The sequence below is a fragment of the Rhodococcus sp. G-MC3 genome (assembly GCF_030063335.1).
GTDB lineage: Bacteria > Actinomycetota > Actinomycetes > Mycobacteriales > Mycobacteriaceae > Rhodococcoides.
The window spans coordinates 196,042-214,366 of sequence record NZ_JASISW010000006.1 but is presented as its reverse complement, the minus strand read 5'-3'; the positions used below and the strand labels follow the sequence as shown (position 1 = coordinate 214,366).

Here is an 18,325-nt window from a genome sequence, read left to right as displayed (position 1 = left end):
GACGCCACCTGAAACGTTATTTTCGACCTTCTTCTGTCGGTCTCTTGTGGCGAACCACAATCCCGCTTCGCCTTTCTCTGGCGATTCGCCAGCTACCCTTGGTGTCATGACCCAACCGACTCGCGCGAAAGCCGGCCGCCGCTCGCGGCGCAGTGCGAGCCAGCTGTTCATCGCAGCCTTGGTCGTGTTCGGCATCGTCGCCAGCATGCTTCTCCTGTTCAGCGAAAACGTCCAATGGCTCCGAGTGGGCCTGGTAACGGCGCTGTGGGCCGCGATCGTCGGTGCGTTCGCGATGACCAAGTACCGCAGAGAAGCGGTCGCGGACAAGACCAAGGCCAAAGATCTGCAGACCGTCTACGAGCTCCAACTCGCACGTGAGATCTCCGCCCGTCGTGAATACGAACTGGGTGTCGAGGCTCGCGTGCGCAGTGAAGTGCAGATCGAGACGAGTGAAGTGGCTGCGCTCCGCGCGGAACTTGCGCATCTGCGTGAACACCTCCAAGTCTTGTTCGATGGAAATTTGCCCACCGAACGGGCCGCGCTTCGAGCCGATGCGACCAGAATGCAGGAATTGGGCGGTAGGCGGACCTACGACAGCTACCAGCCTGCGCCTTCAGGTCTGTACGTGCCCGGGCGATCCTCCCAGCCGGGTGTTGTGAACGGCAGGTCGGTCGACGAGTCGCCCAGCCCCGCGGTCGCCGAAAGCTCGATGGCCGGCATCGCTACGCCGTACGACGAACCGGTGACGGCAGAAACCTCCGTGCTCTTCTTCGACGAACCGATCGGCGACGACTCCCCGACGAGTGCGCCGCGGGAACATGAATCTCGACGCGGCGAACCTCGTGCACCAGGTGGAGGCAGACGTACGCCGACGCCTCCTCGGGTTCCTGCCGAGCCCGATCGCGCTGCCCTCGACGCTAGCCGGTCAGCTGAGACTGCGGCCCAGTCCTACTCGTTCGGGCAGGGCAATGGCTATGCCGCGTCGGCACCTGCTTCTGAGCCCCCGTTCGAGTCGACGCCGGTTGACGATCCCGAGCCCCAGTCCGTCGAGTCCCAGTCCGATGAGCCCCAGTCCTTCGAGTCCCAGTCTTTCGAGCCCGCGGCATTCGACGAACGCGGTGTTATCGAATCGGCGCCGGTCGAAGAGTCGCAGGCTCCTCCTGAATCGCAGGCTCCTGCTGAACCGACTTCTGCATCCGCTGATCCGCCGCAGGACGCGTCGCCGGCCCAGGATTTGCCCGATTCGCGCCCGCGGCGCAGGCGCCGCGCGGAGGCGCAGGACGATGGGGCGTCGGGAGCACACTCGAATGGTCGTTCTGTCGCCGAGATACTCGCAGGGATGCAGTCCGGCGATGCAGAACCATCCGAGCGCCGTCATCGTCGACGCGCGGACTGAGCGGCGGAATACCCGGCCCACAGCGATGGTGAAGTAGATCACTGCTCGGCGGCGTGGCCAATAGCGCACATGTGTCGCTATCCTTTTGCCAGAACGTCCGGTACCCGCACAGCGGGACTGGAACGAACGAGAGGAAGTTCGGTGACCTCACCTGAGTTCACTGTCGATCCCGCCCCTGCCCGCTTGACGGTGGGAATCGTCGGTGCGGGGCGCGTGGGCACGGCTCTCGGCGAAGCTCTCGAGCGCGTCGGGCACTTGGTCGTCGGGTGTTCGGCGGTATCGGAGGATTCGCGTCATCGTGCGCGCACGCGCCTGCCCGATACCCAGATTCTGCCGGTCGACGAGGTGGCCAGGCGGGCCGAGTTGTTGATTCTCGCGGTTCCCGATACCGAACTCGGTTCGATTGCAACAGGGTTGGCTGCCACCGGCGCGATTGCACCCGGCAAGCTCGTCGCGCACACCTCGGGAGCCAACGGCATCGCGGTACTGGCACCCCTGACCGCATGCGGTGCAGTTCCGTTGGCGATCCACCCGGCCATGACCTTCTCCGGCTATCCAGAGGACACCGACCGTCTGGCGTCTGCATGCTTCGGGATTACCGCAGCCGACGAAATCGGGTATGCGGTGGCGCAGGCGTTGGTACTCGAGCTGGGCGGCGAACCTGTCCACGTGGCCGAGGAGAGACGCACGCTCTATCACGCGGCGCTCGCGCACGGATCGAATCATCTCGTCACCCTCATCGCCGACGCTGTCGACGCCTTGGGGGTTGCGCTCGACGGCCCTGGCTTCCCTGGCATGGACACCGAACCCGAAGCGGCACAACGTGTTCTGGCTCCACTTGTCACTGCTGCGCTGGAGAATGCGCTGAGGCGTGGTCAAGGCGCTCTGACGGGACCGGTGGCGCGCGGAGATCTCGCTGCGGTGCACAAGCATCTCGATGTGCTGAACGAGGTGGACCCACGCATCGCGGAGGGATACCGCGCCCTGTCGTTGCGATCGGCACAGCGGGTCGGCGCCAAAGCCGAACTCGTCGAATTTCTGGAAGGTGAACGATGACCCTGGCAGGTAGCTTCAAGGCGGGGGAGCTCACGGTTCATCACGATCCGGCGGTGGTTACCTCGGTATCGAAAGCCCTTCGTAGCGTGGGCAAAACCGTCGCTCTCGTGCCGACGATGGGTGCGCTGCACGCCGGTCACATCCATCTCGTGCGGCAAGCGAAGCGGACTGGCTCGGTAGTGATCGTGTCCATCTTCGTGAACCCACTGCAGTTCGGGGTCGGTGAGGATCTCGACGCGTACCCGCGGACCCTCGACGCCGACGTCGAACTGCTCCGCGAGGAAGGCGTCGAGGTCGTCTTCGCGCCGTCTGCGACCGACATGTACCCGGCCGGTCCACGCACGACCGTGCACGCAGGGCCGCTCGGCGCCGAACTCGAAGGCGCTAGCCGTCCGACTCATTTCGCCGGGATGCTCACTGTCGTGGCGAAATTGCTCCAGATCGCGGCGCCGCACGCCGCATACTTCGGCGAAAAGGATTATCAGCAGTTGACGCTGATCCGGCAGATGGTGCGCGATCTGAACTTCGATGTGAAGATCTTCGGGGTACCGACGGTGCGCGAGCAGGACGGCCTCGCGTTGTCCTCTCGGAACCGATACCTCGATGCGGCCGGACGCGGCGCGGCGATGGCTCTGTCCGCTGCGCTGGTTGCCGGTGCACACGCTGCGGCAGGCGGAGCCGATGCAATTCTGGCGACGGCGCGCGGCGTCCTCGAGGCGGTCCCCGAGGTGAAGGTGGACTACCTCGAGTTGCGCGGGGTCGACCTCGGTCCTCCGCCGGAGCGAGGTGACGGGCGCCTGCTCGTGGCTGCGAAAGTCGGTACGACGCGATTGATCGACAACGTCGGAGTCGCCGTCGGAACCGGCTTCCTCGAATATCCAGACGACCCGAGAGCATAGGGAGAAAACATGTTTCGCACGATGATGAAGTCCAAGATCCACCGCGCCACGGTGACGCACGCCGACCTGCACTACGTCGGATCGGTCACCGTCGATCAGGATCTCATGGAGGCGGCTGATCTCCTCGAAGGCGAGCAGGTGACCATCGTCGACATCGACAACGGTGCGCGGCTCGAGACGTACGTGATCACCGGCGAACGTGGCAGCGGTGTCATCGGAATCAATGGGGCTGCAGCACATCTCGTCAATCCAGGTGATCTTGTCATTCTCATCGCCTACGGAGTGATGAACGAGCAGGAATGCGCCGATTACGCCCCGCGGGTGGTGTTTGTCGACGAGAAGAACAAGCCACTGGAGCTGGGTTCTGATCCTGCGTACGCCCCGGAGGGTTCTGGGCTGATCACTCCGCGCACGCTGCGTGGCGACTCAGTGCTGGTCTAGCGATGCTCCTCGCGGTCGACATACGAAACACGTCGATGACGCTCGGCTTGTTCAGTGGTGGCGGAGATCATGCGAAGTTGTTGCGCGACTGGCGAATGCGCACCGATCCGAGGGTGACGGCCGACGAGTTGGCCCTGATGTTCCGTGGTCTTCTCGGCGCCGACGCCGACCAGATCACTGGTGTTTCGGCGCTCTCGACGGTGCCGTCGGTGCTGCGGGAGATGCGGACGATGCTGGAGCGCTATTGGAAGCATGTTCCCCACGTCGTCGTCGAACCCGGTGTTCGTACGGGTGTTCCACTGCTCGTGGACAATCCGAAGGAGGTCGGCGCGGATCGAATCGTCAACACGCTCGCGGCGTTCGATCTATACGGAAGTGCTTGCATCGTAGTAGATTTCGGTACGACGACGTGTGTGGACGTCGTCTCCGCGAAGGGCGAGTTCCTCGGTGGTGCCATCGCGCCCGGTCTCGAGATCTCGGCTGCAGCGATGTCGTCGAGGTCGGCCGCGCTCCGAGACGTCGAACTGATCCGGCCACGATCGGTCGTCGGGAAGAACACCGTCGAGTGCATGCAGGCGGGTGCTGTCTTCGGCTTCGCGGGCCTGGTGGACGGTTTGGTCGGCCGGGTGAGGCGTGAATTGCCGGAGTTTTCAGGCTCGGACGTGGCGGTGATCGGAACGGGCGACAGCGCGCCCCTGATCATGGGTGAGAGCGCCTCGATCGAGCACTATGAGCCGGACCTGACGCTGGAAGGGCTTCGGCTGGTGTACGAACGAAATCTTGCGAAGAGGCGATCGCGCTAGGGCGCGATCCATTCCGCGCTGGCGCAAAACCTGAGCCTGTGTCAGAATCGTGTCCGTGATGACGTGCATGGGATCCAAGGAGTGTTGTCGAGGCTGACCGCTGCCTCGTTCAATTACCTACCCTGGAGAAGTTTCCATGCTTTCCACACCTGTATTTTCGGGATCCGCATTGTCTGGATCTCGAACCATCGCCTCGCAGGCGCTTCCGACGCGTTTGCGTCCCCATGACCTGCTGCGGATCACCGATCAGGGTGCGTCCGAGGTCCTCGAAGGGTGCTTCGATCACCTCCTCCCCGGTGGCGGCATCTGGCCGACCGAGGAGCGGTGGTCCATCCGTCTCCACACCGACGACGACATCGACGTCTGGCTCATCAGCTGGGTTCCGGACCGTTCCACCGAACTCCACGATCATGCGGGCTCGCTCGGGGCGCTAACGGTGCTGAGCGGATCGCTCGTCGAATACCGTTGGGCGGGCGATGGTTTGAAGCGCCGTCGCCTCGATGCGGGCGATCAAGCGTCGTTCCCGCTCGGTTGGGTACACGACGTGATGCGGGCGCCGGCGTCCATCTCCACCGGGCCCACGCTCAGTGTGCATGCGTACTCCCCGCCGTTGACGGCGATGTCGTACTACGAGGTGAAAGACAAGACCGCACTTCGCCGAACCCGCACCGAGCTCACCGACCTTCCGGAAGGTCCCCACGCCGAGGGGCAGTCCGAATCGAACCCGAAGGGCTTTCGCGCATGACTATCGTCGAACCCGAAGGGCTTTCGCGCATGACTATCGTCGAAATGCTGGAGCAGGCGCGCACCAAGATCGACCGAATCACCGTCTTCGGACTACGCGACGCCGTAGCGCGCGGCGCGATCGTCGTCGACATCCGTCCGCAGGCGCAGCGCGCAGTCGAGGGAACACTTCCTGGAGCCCTCGCGATTGAGCGCAACGTGCTCGAATGGCGTCTCGACCCCACCAGCGACGCGCGACTCGTTGCGGCCACGAGCCACGATGTCGAGTGGATCGTCATCTGCTCGGAGGGTTACACCTCCAGTTTGGCGGCGGCGTCGCTGCAGGAGCTCGGACTGCGCAATGCAACCGATCTGGTCGGGGGCTACCAGGCTCTCAAGGCCGCAGGCCTGCTCGGCGTGCTGACCAAGGCGACACACTGTGTCCGTGAGGCCGAGGCCGTCACCGCGCACTGATTCTGTCTTTGACGGGGACGACCGATAAAGTGTGTGCCTGTGACTGACGCAGCTACCCCCACGATCGACGACACTCCGGAACAGCTACGGATTCGTCGTGCCAAGCGGGACCGGCTGATCGAGCAGGGGCGGGAGGCCTATCCGGTCTCCGTTGCGCGTACACATTCTCTTCGTGAGGTTCGTGACCTTTTCCCGAGTCTCGACGCAGACACCACCACCGGTCGATTGGTCGGGGTAGCCGGACGCGTCATGTTCGTTCGCAACACCGGCAAACTGTGCTTCGCGACGCTGCAGGAAGGTGACGGCACCCAGCTGCAGGCCATGATCAGCCTCGCGGGCGTCGGCGAGGACGCACTCGCAGCCTGGAAGGCCGACGTCGACCTCGGTGACTTCGTCTTCGTCCACGGTGAGGTCATTTCCAGCCGTCGCGGTGAGCTGAGCGTCATGGCCGACTCGTGGAGGATCGCTTCCAAGGCTCTTCGCCCGCTCCCCGTCGCGCACAAGGAACTCAACGAAGAGACTCGGATCCGTCAGCGGTACCTGGATCTGATCACCCGACCCGAGGCACGCGAGGTGGCGCGCAAGCGCATTGCCGTCGTACGCGAACTTCGCAATGCGCTCGAGCGCCGTGGATTCCTCGAGGTGGAGACCCCGATGCTGCAGACGCTGCACGGCGGCGCAGCAGCGAGGCCGTTCGTCACGCATTCCAACGCGTTGGACACAGACCTCTACCTGCGCATCGCGCCGGAGCTATTTCTCAAGCGCTGCGTCGTCGGCGGCATCGAGAAAGTCTTCGAGATCAACCGTAACTTCCGCAACGAGGGCGCCGACTCGTCGCACTCACCGGAGTTCGCGATGCTGGAAACCTACGAGGCGTACGGCACCTACGACGAGTCGGCGAAGATGACGCGCGAACTCATCCAAGAAGTTGCGCACGCTGCGCTCGGCACTCAGATCGTTCTTCTCCCCGACGGCACCACCTATGACTTGAGCGGCGAGTGGACGACGCTGGAGATGTACCCCTCGTTGTCCGAGTCGATCGGCGTGACCGTCACCCCTGACACCACCGTCGAAGAATTGCTCGCTCTGGCGGAGAAGGTCGGAGTCGAGGTGCCCCGCAAGGACGGCAAGCCCATCTACGGCCACGGCAAGCTCGTCGAGGAACTGTGGGAGCACCAGATCGGAAACGCTCTGTTCGCGCCGACATTCGTCAGAGATTTTCCTGTCGAGACGTCCCCTCTGACACGTCAGCACCGCAGCATTCCCGGCGTCACCGAAAAGTGGGACCTCTACATCCGCGGTTTCGAACTGGCCACGGGCTACTCCGAGTTGGTCGATCCTGTCATCCAGCGTGAGCGTTTCGAGGATCAGGCGCGTCAGGCTGCAGCTGGCGACGATGAGGCCATGGTGCTCGACGAGGACTTCCTGGCCGCGATGGAACAGGGCATGCCCCCGACCACCGGTACCGGAATGGGCGTCGACCGATTGCTGATGGCGCTGACCGGACTCGGCATTCGCGAGACGATCTTGTTTCCGATTGTGAAGCCCCAGAACTGACTCGATTTGTCTGTTCGCCAGCAGCGGACAGAAAAACGGAAACGAAACCGCGCCCAGCTGCGTTATGAACGGTAAGCAGGTAAATAAGTCGCTCACTTCGTCGGAACCGCCGTCGAATCGAGGGACCGAGGGTCGGCACGTGAACCACCAGCCAACTACAGTGAAGCTGGAGGCGTAGACGCATCAACGTCGGCGTGAGACATCTTCTATGCCGAGCGACCCCGTGTTACTAGATCCTGTGGTGCTAGAAGACCTGGTGGGAAGTGCTACCACCCACCAAGAAGTGAGGGAGAGCGATGTTCGAGAGGTTCACCGATCGCGCGCGGCGTGTTGTCGTCCTGGCTCAAGAAGAAGCCCGGATGCTCAACCACAACTACATCGGCACGGAGCACATTCTGCTCGGCCTCATCCACGAGGGTGAGGGCGTTGCAGCCAAGTCTCTGGAGTCGCTTGGTATCTCCCTTGAAGGAGTCCGCAGCCAGGTCGAGGAGATCATCGGTCAGGGCCAGCAGGCTCCGTCCGGTCATATCCCGTTCACCCCGCGCGCCAAGAAAGTCCTCGAGCTCAGTCTGCGTGAAGCGCTGCAGCTCGGCCACAACTACATCGGAACCGAGCACATTCTGCTGGGTCTGATCCGCGAAGGCGAAGGCGTCGCGGCTCAGGTTCTGGTCAAGCTCGGTGCTGATCTCAACCGGGTGCGTCAGCAGGTCATCCAGTTGCTGTCCGGTTACCAGGGCAAAGAGCCATCGGAGTCCGGAACCGGACGCGGCGAGGCAGGCACACCGTCGACCTCGCTCGTCCTCGACCAGTTCGGACGAAACCTGACCCAGGCCGCCCTCGAAGGCAAACTCGACCCGGTCATCGGCCGCGCGAAGGAAATCGAGCGCGTCATGCAGGTCCTCTCGCGCCGCACGAAGAACAACCCTGTTCTCATCGGTGAGCCCGGCGTCGGTAAGACCGCTGTGGTGGAAGGTCTCGCACAGGCCATCGTCAACGGCGAGGTCCCCGAGACCCTCAAGGACAAGCAGCTCTACACCCTCGATCTCGGTTCGTTGGTAGCCGGTAGCCGTTACCGCGGTGACTTCGAAGAGCGCCTGAAGAAGGTTCTCAAGGAGATCAACACTCGCGGCGACATCATCCTGTTCATCGATGAGCTGCACACCCTCGTGGGTGCGGGCGCGGCCGAGGGCGCTATCGACGCGGCCTCGATCCTCAAGCCCAAGCTCGCTCGCGGTGAGTTGCAGACCATCGGTGCCACCACCCTCGACGAGTATCGCAAGTACATCGAGAAGGACGCGGCCCTCGAACGTCGTTTCCAGCCGGTCCAGGTCGGCGAGCCGACCGTCGAGCACACCATCGAGATCCTCAAGGGTCTGCGCGATCGCTACGAGGCTCACCACCGCGTCTCGATCACCGACGGCGCACTCGTCGCGGCTGCGACTCTGGCCGACCGCTACATCAACGACCGGTTCCTGCCGGACAAGGCGATCGACCTCATCGACGAGGCTGGCGCGCGGATGCGTATCCGCCGGATGACTGCACCGCCAGACCTGCGCGAGTTCGACGACAAGATCGCCGATGCTCGTCGCGAGAAGGAATCTGCGATTGACGCGCAGGACTTCGAGAAAGCCGCGAACCTGCGCGACAAGGAAAAGCAACTGGTTCAGCAGCGCGCCGAGCGTGAGAAGCAGTGGCGTTCGGGTGACCTCGACGTCGTGGCCGAGGTCGACGACAACGAGATCGCCGAGGTACTGGGCAACTGGACCGGCATCCCCGTCTTCAAGCTCACCGAGGAGGAGACCACCCGTCTGCTCCGCATGGAAGACGAACTGCACAAGCGGATCATCGGCCAGGTGGAGGCAGTCAGGGCCGTCTCCAAGGCGATCCGTCGTACGCGTGCAGGTCTCAAGGACCCGAAGCGTCCGTCCGGTTCGTTCATCTTCGCCGGCCCGTCCGGTGTGGGTAAGACCGAGCTGTCGAAGGCTCTGGCGAACTTCCTGTTCGGCGAAGACGATGCGCTCATCCAAATCGACATGGGCGAGTTCCACGACCGCTTCACGGCGTCGCGCCTGTTCGGTGCTCCTCCGGGATACGTCGGTTACGAAGAGGGCGGCCAGCTCACCGAGAAGGTCCGTCGCAAGCCGTTCTCCGTCGTGCTGTTCGACGAGATCGAGAAGGCCCACTCGGAGATCTACAACACGCTCCTCCAGGTCTTGGAAGATGGTCGTCTCACCGATGGCCAGGGACGCACCGTCGACTTCAAGAACACCGTGCTGATCTTCACCTCGAACCTCGGCACCGCGGACATCTCGAAGGCAGTCGGTCTCGGCTTCTCCTCGGGTGAAGGCACCGGATCGAACTACGAGCGGATGAAGCTCAAGGTCAACGACGAGCTGAAGAAGCACTTCCGCCCCGAGTTCCTCAACCGTATCGACGACATCGTCGTGTTCCACCAGCTCACCCGCGACGAGATCATCCAGATGGTCGATCTCATGCTCAACCGTGTCGAAGGTGCGCTCAAGAACAAGGACATGGGCATCGAGGTCACCCCGAAGGCCAAGTCGCTGTTGGCCAAGCGTGGATTCGATCCGGTACTGGGTGCGCGGCCGTTGCGTCGCACCATCCAGCGCGAGATCGAAGACGCCCTGTCGGAGAAGATCCTCTTCGGAGAGATCGAAGCCGGACAGATCGTGTTGGTCGACGTCGAGAACTGGGACGGCGAAGGTTCGGGCGAGGACGCCAAGTTCACGTTTCGTGGCGAGAAGAAGACCATCATCGTTCCGGACGAGGTGCCGGTCGATCTGGCCAAGACCTCGGGCGACGACGGCGAGTAGTCAGTAGTAGTTCAGCAAAGCGGGTCACACCATTTTCTTGGTGTGGCCCGCTTTGCTGTATGCCTGTTATCGCTCACCCCATTTCCGCATGAATGGACCACGGCAATGGTTAGACGGCTTGAATGTCACATTCATGTCCCGGAACCCGAGTAAATTCAGGAGGGGGGAGCGGCGAGCAAACCCGCGATCCACGGCATCACATCGGCGTACGCTGCCAACCCACCCGGCGCATGGTTTGCCCCGGCTAAGGGGATGGCGGGGAACGAGTACTCGATGTACGTCAGATCCGTGAACCCTGCTGCTGTCCAGCGATCCCGTAGGGTCCGGCTCTGCGCGATGGGCACAGTGTCGTCGGCCACCGACTGTGACAGCAGTACCGGAGCGCTCGGTACCCCGTATCCGACGGTGTTCTCCTGCACCAGCGACGCGGACGGTGCTTCGGCTAGGTGCTCACCAAGCGTCCGCCCGTCGACCGTCAGATCCCGCGAGTCGAAGGTCTGGGTGGCCGCCCGATCCGTCGAGCACCATCCCTGTGACTCATCGAGCGCACCTTGACCTTCTGCGTTCAGCTGGGATCGAATCTCTGCGGCGTGTTCGGGGTACGCGTTGAGCAAGCCTCCCAGGGAGAAGAGCAGCGCAGCCGATAAGGGGGTGTTGTCGAGGTTGGCGAGGTTCAGCGATGGGTCGGCAGGCGGTGCTCCCACGTACGAACCTTTGATACCGAGTTCCGGTGCATACGAGCTGGCGAGCTCGGCTGCGGCGCCCGCCGCGTGCCCACCTTCGGAGTAACCGAACATCACGACGGGTGCTCCGGTGTCTCCGACGCCTGCGCGGGCGACATCGAGAAGTGCATGCCCGGCATCGAGACGGTTGAGGTAGGTGTGCCCGCCGGGTGTGCCCAATCCCTGGTAATCGGTCGCAGCAACCGAATAGCCGGCCAGCAGAAGTGGAAGAACCGCAGGGGACGAGCCGATCGTGCCGAGTACCGCGGAGCCTGCACACTTGTCTGCCATCCCGGAAGTACCCGGTGCGTACGCGACTACCGGTCGTGGGCCCAGACCCGGCCAGGGGGCGATCGGCGTCATCGTGTAGCCGGACACTACTGTCGGGTCGCCGTGAGTGTCGTTGGACCGATACAGAATTCGCTCGATGTTCACACCGAGTCCGTCGCCCAGCGGTGGGCCGACGCGCAGTGACCGCAGGACCTGGCCTTCGTGTGCAGCTGCGGCGTCGGTGACGGGGGAGTTGTAGAAGTCGGAGAGTGGATCGGCATGGGCGGGCGCGGCGACGAGGGCGGTCAGTGTCAGCGCGCACAGCGCAGTGAATCGAAAGGCTTTCACAGTGCAGGAGGCTAGCTCGGTAGCAGCTACCGCGCAGTGCGTTCGCTTGATGTTCGGTACCGATCGATATCGTTGCGGTCTAATAACATTCAGATAGGTCGAACGGCGGTTTCAATACATGAAATCGCCCCGTTTCGCCTGCGTTTGCTGGCGGTCCGGCGACCCCGGCGATGGCATGAATGGCGCATCCAAGCCGTCTAACCGTTGCCATGGTCCATTCATGCCGAGAAAATGGCGAGCCGGCACCCGTGGAGCAGACACTTCGCACGCCGAAGGTGAGGCGTCGCCCGTCCGGGTGCGCTTGACTGACGTCTGTGACTACCGTGGAAAAGGCGCCCGCTCGCCCAGGTCTAGTGCTGTTCGTCCTCATCCTCGTTGCCGCCGTCGCCAACTTGAACCTCGCGGTCGCGAACGTGGCGCTCCCCGAGATCGGGCGAGACTTCGACGCCAGCCAAACGCAGCTCAACCTCATCGCGGTCGCATATTCGCTCGGTCTTGCCACATCGGTGTTGTACCTGGGGGCCATCGGCGACCGCTACGGCCGCAAGCTATTGCTGGTGCTCGGTATGGGGCTGTCGATTCCAGCGTGTCTGATCGCAGGCTTCGCGCCCAACTTCGAGGTGCTTTTCGGCGCACGGGTGCTCGGTGGATTGTCGGCAGGACTGGCGTACCCGACGACGCTGGCGTTGATCACCGCATTGTGGTCGGGTCCGGCACGCACGAAGGCAATTGCACTGTGGTCAGCGCTCGGTGGTGCGCTGTCGGCGCTGGGTCCGCTGCTGTCCGGTGCTTTGCTCGAGAAGTTCCACTGGGGTTCGGTCTTCATCGTCACGCTGCCGCTCGCGGTCCTTGCGCTGGCCCTCGCGGCACTGCTGGTGCCCGCGCACGTCAACGAGACCACCGATCCCGTCGACAATTTCGGCGGAATAGTGTCGGTGGTGTTCATTGCTGCGTTGGTGCTGAGCATCAATTTCGCGCCGGTCGACGGAATGGGTTCTCTTGCGATCGGACTGGGGGTGATTGCTCTCGCAGCGGGCGCGGTGTTCGTCGTGAGGCAGTCTCGCGCAGCGTTTCCACTGTACGACCTCCGCATCGCGCGACGCCGAACCTTCTGGGTGGCAGGCCTCGCCGGCATCATCGTATTCGGTTCGCTGATGGGCGTCATCTTCGTGGGCCAGCAGTTCTTGCAGAACGTTCTGGGCTATTCGACACTTGCCGCAGGCGCCTCGACGCTTCCCGCTGCCGTTGCGATGGTGCTCGTCGCTCCGCAGTCGGCGAAACTCGTCGAAACCCGAGGGTCGAGATTGACGCTGCTGGTGGGTTACGTGTTCATCGTTGCAGGTCTGGTACTGGCGTGGTTGACGTGGAAAGAGGATGTGGCGTACTGGGTGGTGGCGGTGAGCTACGTATTGCTAGGCGTAGGGGTGGGCTTCGCGGGCACACCTGCGTCCCGGTCGCTGACGGGGTCGGTGCCCGTCGATCGAGCCGGGATGGCGTCGGGTACGGCTGATCTGCAGCGTGATCTCGGAGGCGCGATCATGCAATCCATGCTGGGCGCACTACTGACAGCGGGGTATGCGGCCTCGCTCACGGCTCAGATCGCGAACTCGCCGCAGTCAGGCAACATCAGCTCCGACACCCAGTCGGTTCTGACCAAATCGTTTTCCTCGGCGGCGGATCTTGCCGAACGATATCCGCAGTACGGCGAGCAGATCATCACCGCCGCGAAACTGGCGTTCCTCGACGGTGACCAGCACTCCTATGCGGCGGCGATCGTCGTGGTGCTCCTCGGTGCAGTACTCGTGTTTTTCGCATTTCCACGGCATGAGGAAGAGAAAAAGATGCTGGCGCAATACAATTCGATCGACTCCGTGAGATCCGAGGCGTCCGGCTTCGGATCCGGTTAGCCTGGTCTGGACGGCCTCGGCGAACGGCTCGGCCCGAAACGACAGGAGCACTTCACCATGCCTACACGTACCTCGCGCACGGCCTGGAACGGAACTCTGGAAAAAGGATCCGGTCAGGTCGAGCTCACGAGTTCGGGTGCTGCGACTTTCGAGGTGTCGTTCCCCAAACGCGCCGCGGAGAACGCTGACGGCACCACCAGCCCCGAGGAACTCATCGCCGCGGCTCACTCGTCGTGCTACGCGATGCAGTTGTCGGCGGTCATCGCCGAGGCGGGCGGCACACCGCAGAGCCTCGAAGTCACAGCGGAGGTCTCGCTCGGACCGGACAACCCCGGGTTCAAGCTCACCGGGATCAAGATCACGGTTCGCGGTGAGGTCGACGGCCTGGATGCCGAAGGGTTCGCCAAGGCCGCACAGAACGCCAAGGAAACGTGTCCGGTTAGCAAGGTACTGACCGGCGTCGAGATCACGTTGGACGCAGCGCTCGAGTCCTGACAAGAACAGTGGCGGCGTCGGGTCGGTCGTGTGTCGATGCTCGGGGGCCCGTCGATGTTTTCGCAGCATTCTTGAACACGTGGTGTGATTTATCCAACTTCAACAGGCTCGGGAGGGGTACATAGGTAACAGATTGGTCGCGAAGTCTGCAATCCTGTGAGCTGACACCAATCCGGTGGGTTTTCGGCGGCGAATGCTGTTCGAACGGTGGTTTCTGGACGTTATCGGACGACAGACGTTGGTTGGGGGACCAGGAAGGGACTGACTCGAGTGAAGAGCTGGTCGACGTTCCTTACGCTCGGTTCGTCCGCGATCGTGTTGTTTTTCGTCCTCCCCGAGGGACTCCCTCGAATAGTCGTGTACGGCGTGGTCACCGTGACGTCCGTGTTGGTGTTCGCGGTCGGTGGTCAGCACAGTACGGCCGCGACTCGACGGTCATGGCTGTTCTTCACCGCTGGCCTCCTGTTGTGGATCGTCGGCGACGCGATCGGTGTCGGTTACACAGCGACCGGTCGCGTCGTTCCCATGGTGTCTGCCGCAGACGCGGTGTATGTGATGGGTCATGCGGCGTTCATAGCAGGCGTTCTCGCGATCCGAGACGAGAACGGTCGTGTCTTCCAGGTCGAGGACGTCCTCGAAAGCCTGATCGTCGCTGCAGGCCTCGGAGTGACGGTGTGGATCTTCGTCATCGGAGGCCGGGTCGACGCGCTTCTGGACTTCAGCGTGTTCGCGCGCTTCTGGCCCGCGGTGGCCTACACCGTCGCCGACGGCCTTCTGCTGGCGCTGATGTTTGTTCTGCTGCTGTCGAAACGTGCGCGGACGTTGCCCTTCGCACTGTCGACCGTCGCCTTCGTAGCGTTCGCGGCGTCCGGGTGGGTGTCCTACATTGTCATCGGCGGTGTGGACTATCGCGACGCCCCATTGGTCAGTGCAGGGTGGCTGGTCGGGTACGTCCTGCTGACAGCCGCGTCGCTGTATCCGGCGCGGAAGCTCTGGACGACGCCCGAGAGTCCGCCGATCCCACAGCGTCATGTGGACCGAACGAGACTTTTCGGATCCAGTGCAGCGAGTCTGATGTCCCCGGTTGTCATGGCCATCCAGCTCTGGCGGGGCGAACCCGTCGACGAGTGGGGTTGGGTCGTTTTCGCGACTTCGGTCCTGGTCGTGGTCCTCGTTGCCGCAAGGATGGCGTGCTTCCTGTCCGAGCTTCGTGCACAGTCCGAGGCGCTGACCGTGTCCGCGACCTCCGACTCCGTCACTGGACTCGCCAATCGGCGCCAGCTGGGAGTGCTGCTCGACCGTTCGATAGCCACCGCAGGCGCGGACGGCGTCGTGGTCCTGGTCGTGGACATCGATCGTTTTGCCCAGATCAACGAAACGTTCGGCTACGCGGTCGGCGATCAGGTCCTGCGCGAGATCGGCCAGCGACTCGTTGCCGCTGCGACGAGTGATTCGGTGGTGGGTCTGCTCGGCGGTGACCAGTTCGTGGTGTCGATGGCCGCCAGTCGGATGATCGTGTCGCCGACCGAGTGCGCCGACCATTTTCGAAGTGCAGTCTGCCAGCCGATGTTCGTGCGAGACATCAACGTTGCGCTCGATGCGACCGTGGGCGTCGTTGCCTCGTCGAAGTTGGACAGTGTGAGCCCCGACGCGCTGCTGCAGCACGCACATGTAGCTCTCACCACCGCAAAACACGGGCACGCGCGCACCAGGATGTACACGCCGTCGATGGACCGGGACCAGCACGAGCAGATGCGACTGCTCGGAGAGATGGAAACCGCGTTACGTGAACGGCAGCTCCGGGTGTACTTCCAGCCGGCTCTGGATCTGAAGTCGGGCACCGTCTCCGGTTCGGAGGCACTGCTGCGCTGGCAACACCCGCGGGAAGGCCTCATCTCACCGTGGTCGTTCCTGCCCGACGCCGAGCGCACGGGTATGTTGCCCGCGATCACCGCATACGTGCTAGAAGACGCACTGGCCTGCTGCAGTGAGATGCGGCGTACGCGTCCGAATTTCCGGATGTCGGTCAACCTGTCGGTTCGCAATCTTCTGGACCCGATGCTGGCGGAGAACGTCGCGCTTGCACTTCAGCGCCACGATGTCCCGGCTACGGCAATCGAATTCGAGGTCACCGAGACCACAGCGATGACCGACCCGCGTCGATCCGTCGATTCTCTTGTCGAACTGCGCGATTTAGGTGTGTCGGTGGCCATCGACGATTACGGAACCGGATACAGCTCGCTGGCTTACCTGCGATCTCTACCGGTTCAGACGCTCAAGATCGATAAATCCTTTGTCACCGCCATGAATAGTCAGCCGACGAACGCATCCATAGTTCGCTCGACCATCGATCTCGCACGCAACCTCGGAATGTGCTCCGTAGCAGAGGGTGTCGAGGATGAGGAGACACTCGTTGAACTCCGTGCGCTCGGCTGCGACGGGGCACAGGGGTTTCATATCGGTCGGCCGGTTCCCTTCGAAGAACTCGGGCTGATTCTCGATCGCATCGAAGAACGAATGTCGCCGAAGGCCCCCACCAACCGGCAATGGGACGGACGTGATGCCGCCGAAGTGGTTGGGTCGGTGAGTCGGCAGAACTAGTTTCACCTGCCGTCGGGCGAGTTCGATTGCCCCTCGGCGATGACCTGCAGAATGGGCTCGGGGTGAGTGGAGTGCAGGACAGTGGATCCGGATGTCGAGAGCTGGGTCGCGGAGTTCGAGGCGACGGCCGACAGATCCCCCGACGCCATGTGTTTGCGGGGATCGGACGGCCATGTCTCGTATGTCAACGCCGCGTGCAGCGAACTGATCGGGGCGTACGACTCGCTGGAGGTGGCGAAATTCGCCGACTATGTCTTCGGGTATGTCGACGACGCGCATGGGCCGGTGCGGAAGGTTCTCGAATCGGGCGAATCCTGGTCGGGTGACACCGGATTGACTCATCTTCGAACCGGGGATTCGGTGCCTGTGTGGGTGTCGGCGTATGAAGTGACGGGCCGGCATGCGCTGATTCCGGTGATAGCTATGGTGTGCCGAGATCTTCGCGTCCGGTTCGAACACGAGCGGCGTTGGCGCCGAGCGGCCGAAGCCGCTTCAGCGCATGCCCGAGAGCAGCGAGCGGTCGCCGATCTGAGTCGAATTGCGCTCACTGCGAGTCCATCCGAGGTGCTGGCTCAGGCGACGGACACGGCGGTGGAGATGGTCGGCATGAAGTGCGCCGTCATCCTGGAACCGAGATTTCCGGACAGATCGGAATTGATTGCGGTGTCCTACAGCGGCCCTGACACGCCGCCTCGCCCGCTCCCGATCGAACGTCCGTCGCACGCGGCCTTGGTTCTCCGAAGTGGGGAAGCGGTGGTCTGTACCGATAGCATTTACGAAACTCGGTTCCCGACCGAGTTCATGTCGGCACGAGGAGTGCGCAGCGGGGCAGCGGTGGTGATCGAAGGGTTCGGTGAGCCCTGGGGAGTGCTTGCGGTGTACGGATCCGAACCGAAACACTTCCAGGACGCCGAGTTGGCTTTTCTGCAGACGGTGGCCGGGGTGGTCTCCGCGGCGATCCGCAGGCACGATCTCGAAAACGAACTGCGCCGTCGTTCCCTGCACGATCCACTGACCGGACTCCCCAATCGGGTGCTGATCCGTCAGCGAATCGAGAGCATCCGACACCAGGGAAACCCTTATCCCATAGCGGTTCTGGTGATCGACCTCGACAACTTCAAGATGATCAACGATACCCTCGGTCACGCCGCCGGCGACCGAACGCTTCAGCTGGTGGCCGACGCGCTGGCGGGCGCCGCCGAACCGCAAGACACGGTCTCCCGGTTCGGCGGCGACGAATTCGTCGTACTGCACCGCGGGTCGAACGCGCCTGCGCTTGCGGCCCGGATACTGCGCGCACTGTCGGTGTCCTTCGACATCGACGGATACGAGGTCACGGTGGCAGCGAGCATCGGCGTCGCCGTGGACAACCACTTCAGGGCCGACCCCGACGAATTGTTCAGATCCGCGGACTCCGCCATGTATCGGGCGAAGCGGTCGGGAAACTCGGGTTTTGCAGTGTTCGGCGATGAGTTCGCAAGATCAGCGGTTCGCAGCGACGTCGAGAACGACTTCGAATTCGAGGAGTGACGCACCGGACGACACAGGTTTGGCCCGCTCGCCCGAGTGGGCTGCCTTCGCCGGGCCTGCGGACCAGTTCTGGAACGCCTCCTCGGTCTCCCACTGAGTGACGACGAAGTAGCGATCCTCGCCTTTCACCGGACGCAGCAGCTGAAACCCCAAGAATCCGGGAGAGTTCTCGACGGAGCCCGCCCGTGCGGCGAAGCGCTTCTCCAGCTCGGGGCCGGCATCCTTGGGTACCTCGATTGCATTGATCTTCACAACAGCCATGCCGAGCA

The 18,325-nt window shown here is 63.0% G+C and carries 15 protein-coding genes; 13 read left to right on the top strand and 2 right to left on the bottom strand.

From position 1 onward, the window contains the following. The first annotated feature begins 106 nt into the window (after positions 1 to 106). The 9 genes from QMK17_RS08795 (at position 107) to QMK17_RS08755 (ending at position 10,183) form a co-directional block, all read left to right on the top strand. Complete coding sequence (locus tag QMK17_RS08795; RefSeq protein WP_283508324.1) at positions 107 to 1,396, top strand: DUF6779 domain-containing protein; 1,290 nt, start codon at positions 107 to 109, stop codon at positions 1,394 to 1,396. Between the two features lie 141 nt (positions 1,397 to 1,537). Further along, positions 1,538 to 2,452 (top strand): Rossmann-like and DUF2520 domain-containing protein, encoded by a 915-nt coding sequence (locus QMK17_RS08790; protein ID WP_283508323.1) that lies wholly within the window; start codon positions 1,538 to 1,540, stop codon positions 2,450 to 2,452. After that, complete coding sequence (gene panC, locus QMK17_RS08785; RefSeq protein WP_283508322.1) at positions 2,449 to 3,351, top strand: pantoate--beta-alanine ligase; 903 nt, start codon at positions 2,449 to 2,451, stop codon at positions 3,349 to 3,351. The genes QMK17_RS08790 and panC overlap by 4 nt, the downstream gene beginning before the upstream one ends. Before the next feature lie 9 nt (positions 3,352 to 3,360). Next, positions 3,361 to 3,792: an aspartate 1-decarboxylase gene (gene panD, locus QMK17_RS08780; RefSeq protein WP_283508321.1), complete on the top strand. Its 432-nt coding sequence runs from the start codon at positions 3,361 to 3,363 to the stop codon at positions 3,790 to 3,792. A gap of 2 nt (positions 3,793 to 3,794) precedes the next feature. After that, positions 3,795 to 4,595 carry a type III pantothenate kinase gene (locus QMK17_RS08775; protein ID WP_283508320.1) on the top strand — a complete coding sequence of 267 codons (801 nt, stop codon included), beginning with the start codon at positions 3,795 to 3,797 and terminating at the stop codon, positions 4,593 to 4,595. A 136-nt stretch (positions 4,596 to 4,731) separates the two neighbouring features. Beyond that, positions 4,732 to 5,340, top strand: a complete 609-nt coding sequence (locus QMK17_RS08770) for a cysteine dioxygenase (RefSeq protein WP_283508319.1) — start codon at positions 4,732 to 4,734, stop codon at positions 5,338 to 5,340. 29 nt (positions 5,341 to 5,369) lie between these two features. Next, on the top strand, positions 5,370 to 5,792 hold the full coding sequence (locus QMK17_RS08765; protein ID WP_283508317.1) for a rhodanese-like domain-containing protein: 423 nt from the start codon (positions 5,370 to 5,372) through the stop codon (positions 5,790 to 5,792). Between the two features lie 39 nt (positions 5,793 to 5,831). After that, positions 5,832 to 7,349, top strand: coding sequence for a lysine--tRNA ligase (gene lysS / locus QMK17_RS08760; RefSeq protein ID WP_283508316.1), 1,518 nt, complete (start codon positions 5,832 to 5,834; stop codon positions 7,347 to 7,349). A 296-nt stretch (positions 7,350 to 7,645) separates the two neighbouring features. Next, positions 7,646 to 10,183 carry an ATP-dependent Clp protease ATP-binding subunit gene (locus tag QMK17_RS08755; protein WP_283508314.1) on the top strand — a complete coding sequence of 846 codons (2,538 nt, stop codon included), beginning with the start codon at positions 7,646 to 7,648 and terminating at the stop codon, positions 10,181 to 10,183. Positions 10,184 to 10,338: 155 nt separating this feature from the next. Here QMK17_RS08755 and QMK17_RS08750 read toward each other — a convergent pair whose 3' ends face one another. Then, positions 10,339 to 11,523: a lipase family protein gene (locus tag QMK17_RS08750; RefSeq protein WP_283508312.1), complete on the bottom strand. Its 1,185-nt coding sequence runs from the start codon at positions 11,521 to 11,523 to the stop codon at positions 10,339 to 10,341. 314 nt (positions 11,524 to 11,837) lie between these two features. Between QMK17_RS08750 and QMK17_RS08745 the strand changes: the two genes are divergently transcribed. The 4 genes from QMK17_RS08745 to QMK17_RS08730 all read left to right on the top strand — a co-directional run bounded on the left by QMK17_RS08745 (position 11,838) and on the right by QMK17_RS08730 (position 18,056). Then, positions 11,838 to 13,430, top strand: coding sequence for an MFS transporter (locus QMK17_RS08745; RefSeq protein WP_283508311.1), 1,593 nt, complete (start codon positions 11,838 to 11,840; stop codon positions 13,428 to 13,430). Positions 13,431 to 13,487: 57 nt separating this feature from the next. Next, positions 13,488 to 13,925: an OsmC family peroxiredoxin gene (locus tag QMK17_RS08740; RefSeq protein ID WP_283508310.1), complete on the top strand. Its 438-nt coding sequence runs from the start codon at positions 13,488 to 13,490 to the stop codon at positions 13,923 to 13,925. Positions 13,926 to 14,195: 270 nt separating this feature from the next. Beyond that, complete coding sequence (locus QMK17_RS08735) at positions 14,196 to 16,526, top strand: putative bifunctional diguanylate cyclase/phosphodiesterase (RefSeq protein WP_283508308.1); 2,331 nt, start codon at positions 14,196 to 14,198, stop codon at positions 16,524 to 16,526. A gap of 81 nt (positions 16,527 to 16,607) precedes the next feature. Next, on the top strand, positions 16,608 to 18,056 hold the full coding sequence (locus tag QMK17_RS08730; protein ID WP_283508307.1) for a diguanylate cyclase domain-containing protein: 1,449 nt from the start codon (positions 16,608 to 16,610) through the stop codon (positions 18,054 to 18,056). Here QMK17_RS08730 and mhuD read toward each other — a convergent pair. Beyond that, the gene (mhuD, locus tag QMK17_RS08725) at positions 18,009 to 18,317 is read right to left on the bottom strand and encodes a mycobilin-forming heme oxygenase MhuD (protein ID WP_283508306.1); all 309 of its coding nucleotides are present in this window, start codon (positions 18,315 to 18,317) and stop codon (positions 18,009 to 18,011) included. The genes QMK17_RS08730 and mhuD overlap by 48 nt on opposite strands. Positions 18,318 to 18,325 lie beyond the last annotated feature (8 nt).

Bases quoted from the DNA above. Each gene is read 5' to 3' on its own strand.
- QMK17_RS08775 (WP_283508320.1), top strand. From the start codon at position 3,795: ATGCTCCTCGCGGTCGACATACGAAACACGTCGATGACGCTCGGCTTG.
- mhuD (WP_283508306.1), bottom strand. From the start codon at position 18,317: ATGGCTGTTGTGAAGATCAATGCAATCGAGGTACCCAAGGATGCCGGC.
- panD (WP_283508321.1), top strand. From the start codon at position 3,361: ATGTTTCGCACGATGATGAAGTCCAAGATCCACCGCGCCACGGTGACG.
- QMK17_RS08755 (WP_283508314.1), top strand. From the start codon at position 7,646: ATGTTCGAGAGGTTCACCGATCGCGCGCGGCGTGTTGTCGTCCTGGCT.
- QMK17_RS08740 (WP_283508310.1), top strand. From the start codon at position 13,488: ATGCCTACACGTACCTCGCGCACGGCCTGGAACGGAACTCTGGAAAAA.
- QMK17_RS08795 (WP_283508324.1), top strand. From the start codon at position 107: ATGACCCAACCGACTCGCGCGAAAGCCGGCCGCCGCTCGCGGCGCAGT.
- QMK17_RS08770 (WP_283508319.1), top strand. From the start codon at position 4,732: ATGCTTTCCACACCTGTATTTTCGGGATCCGCATTGTCTGGATCTCGA.
- panC (WP_283508322.1), top strand. From the start codon at position 2,449: ATGACCCTGGCAGGTAGCTTCAAGGCGGGGGAGCTCACGGTTCATCAC.
- QMK17_RS08765 (WP_283508317.1), top strand. From the start codon at position 5,370: ATGACTATCGTCGAAATGCTGGAGCAGGCGCGCACCAAGATCGACCGA.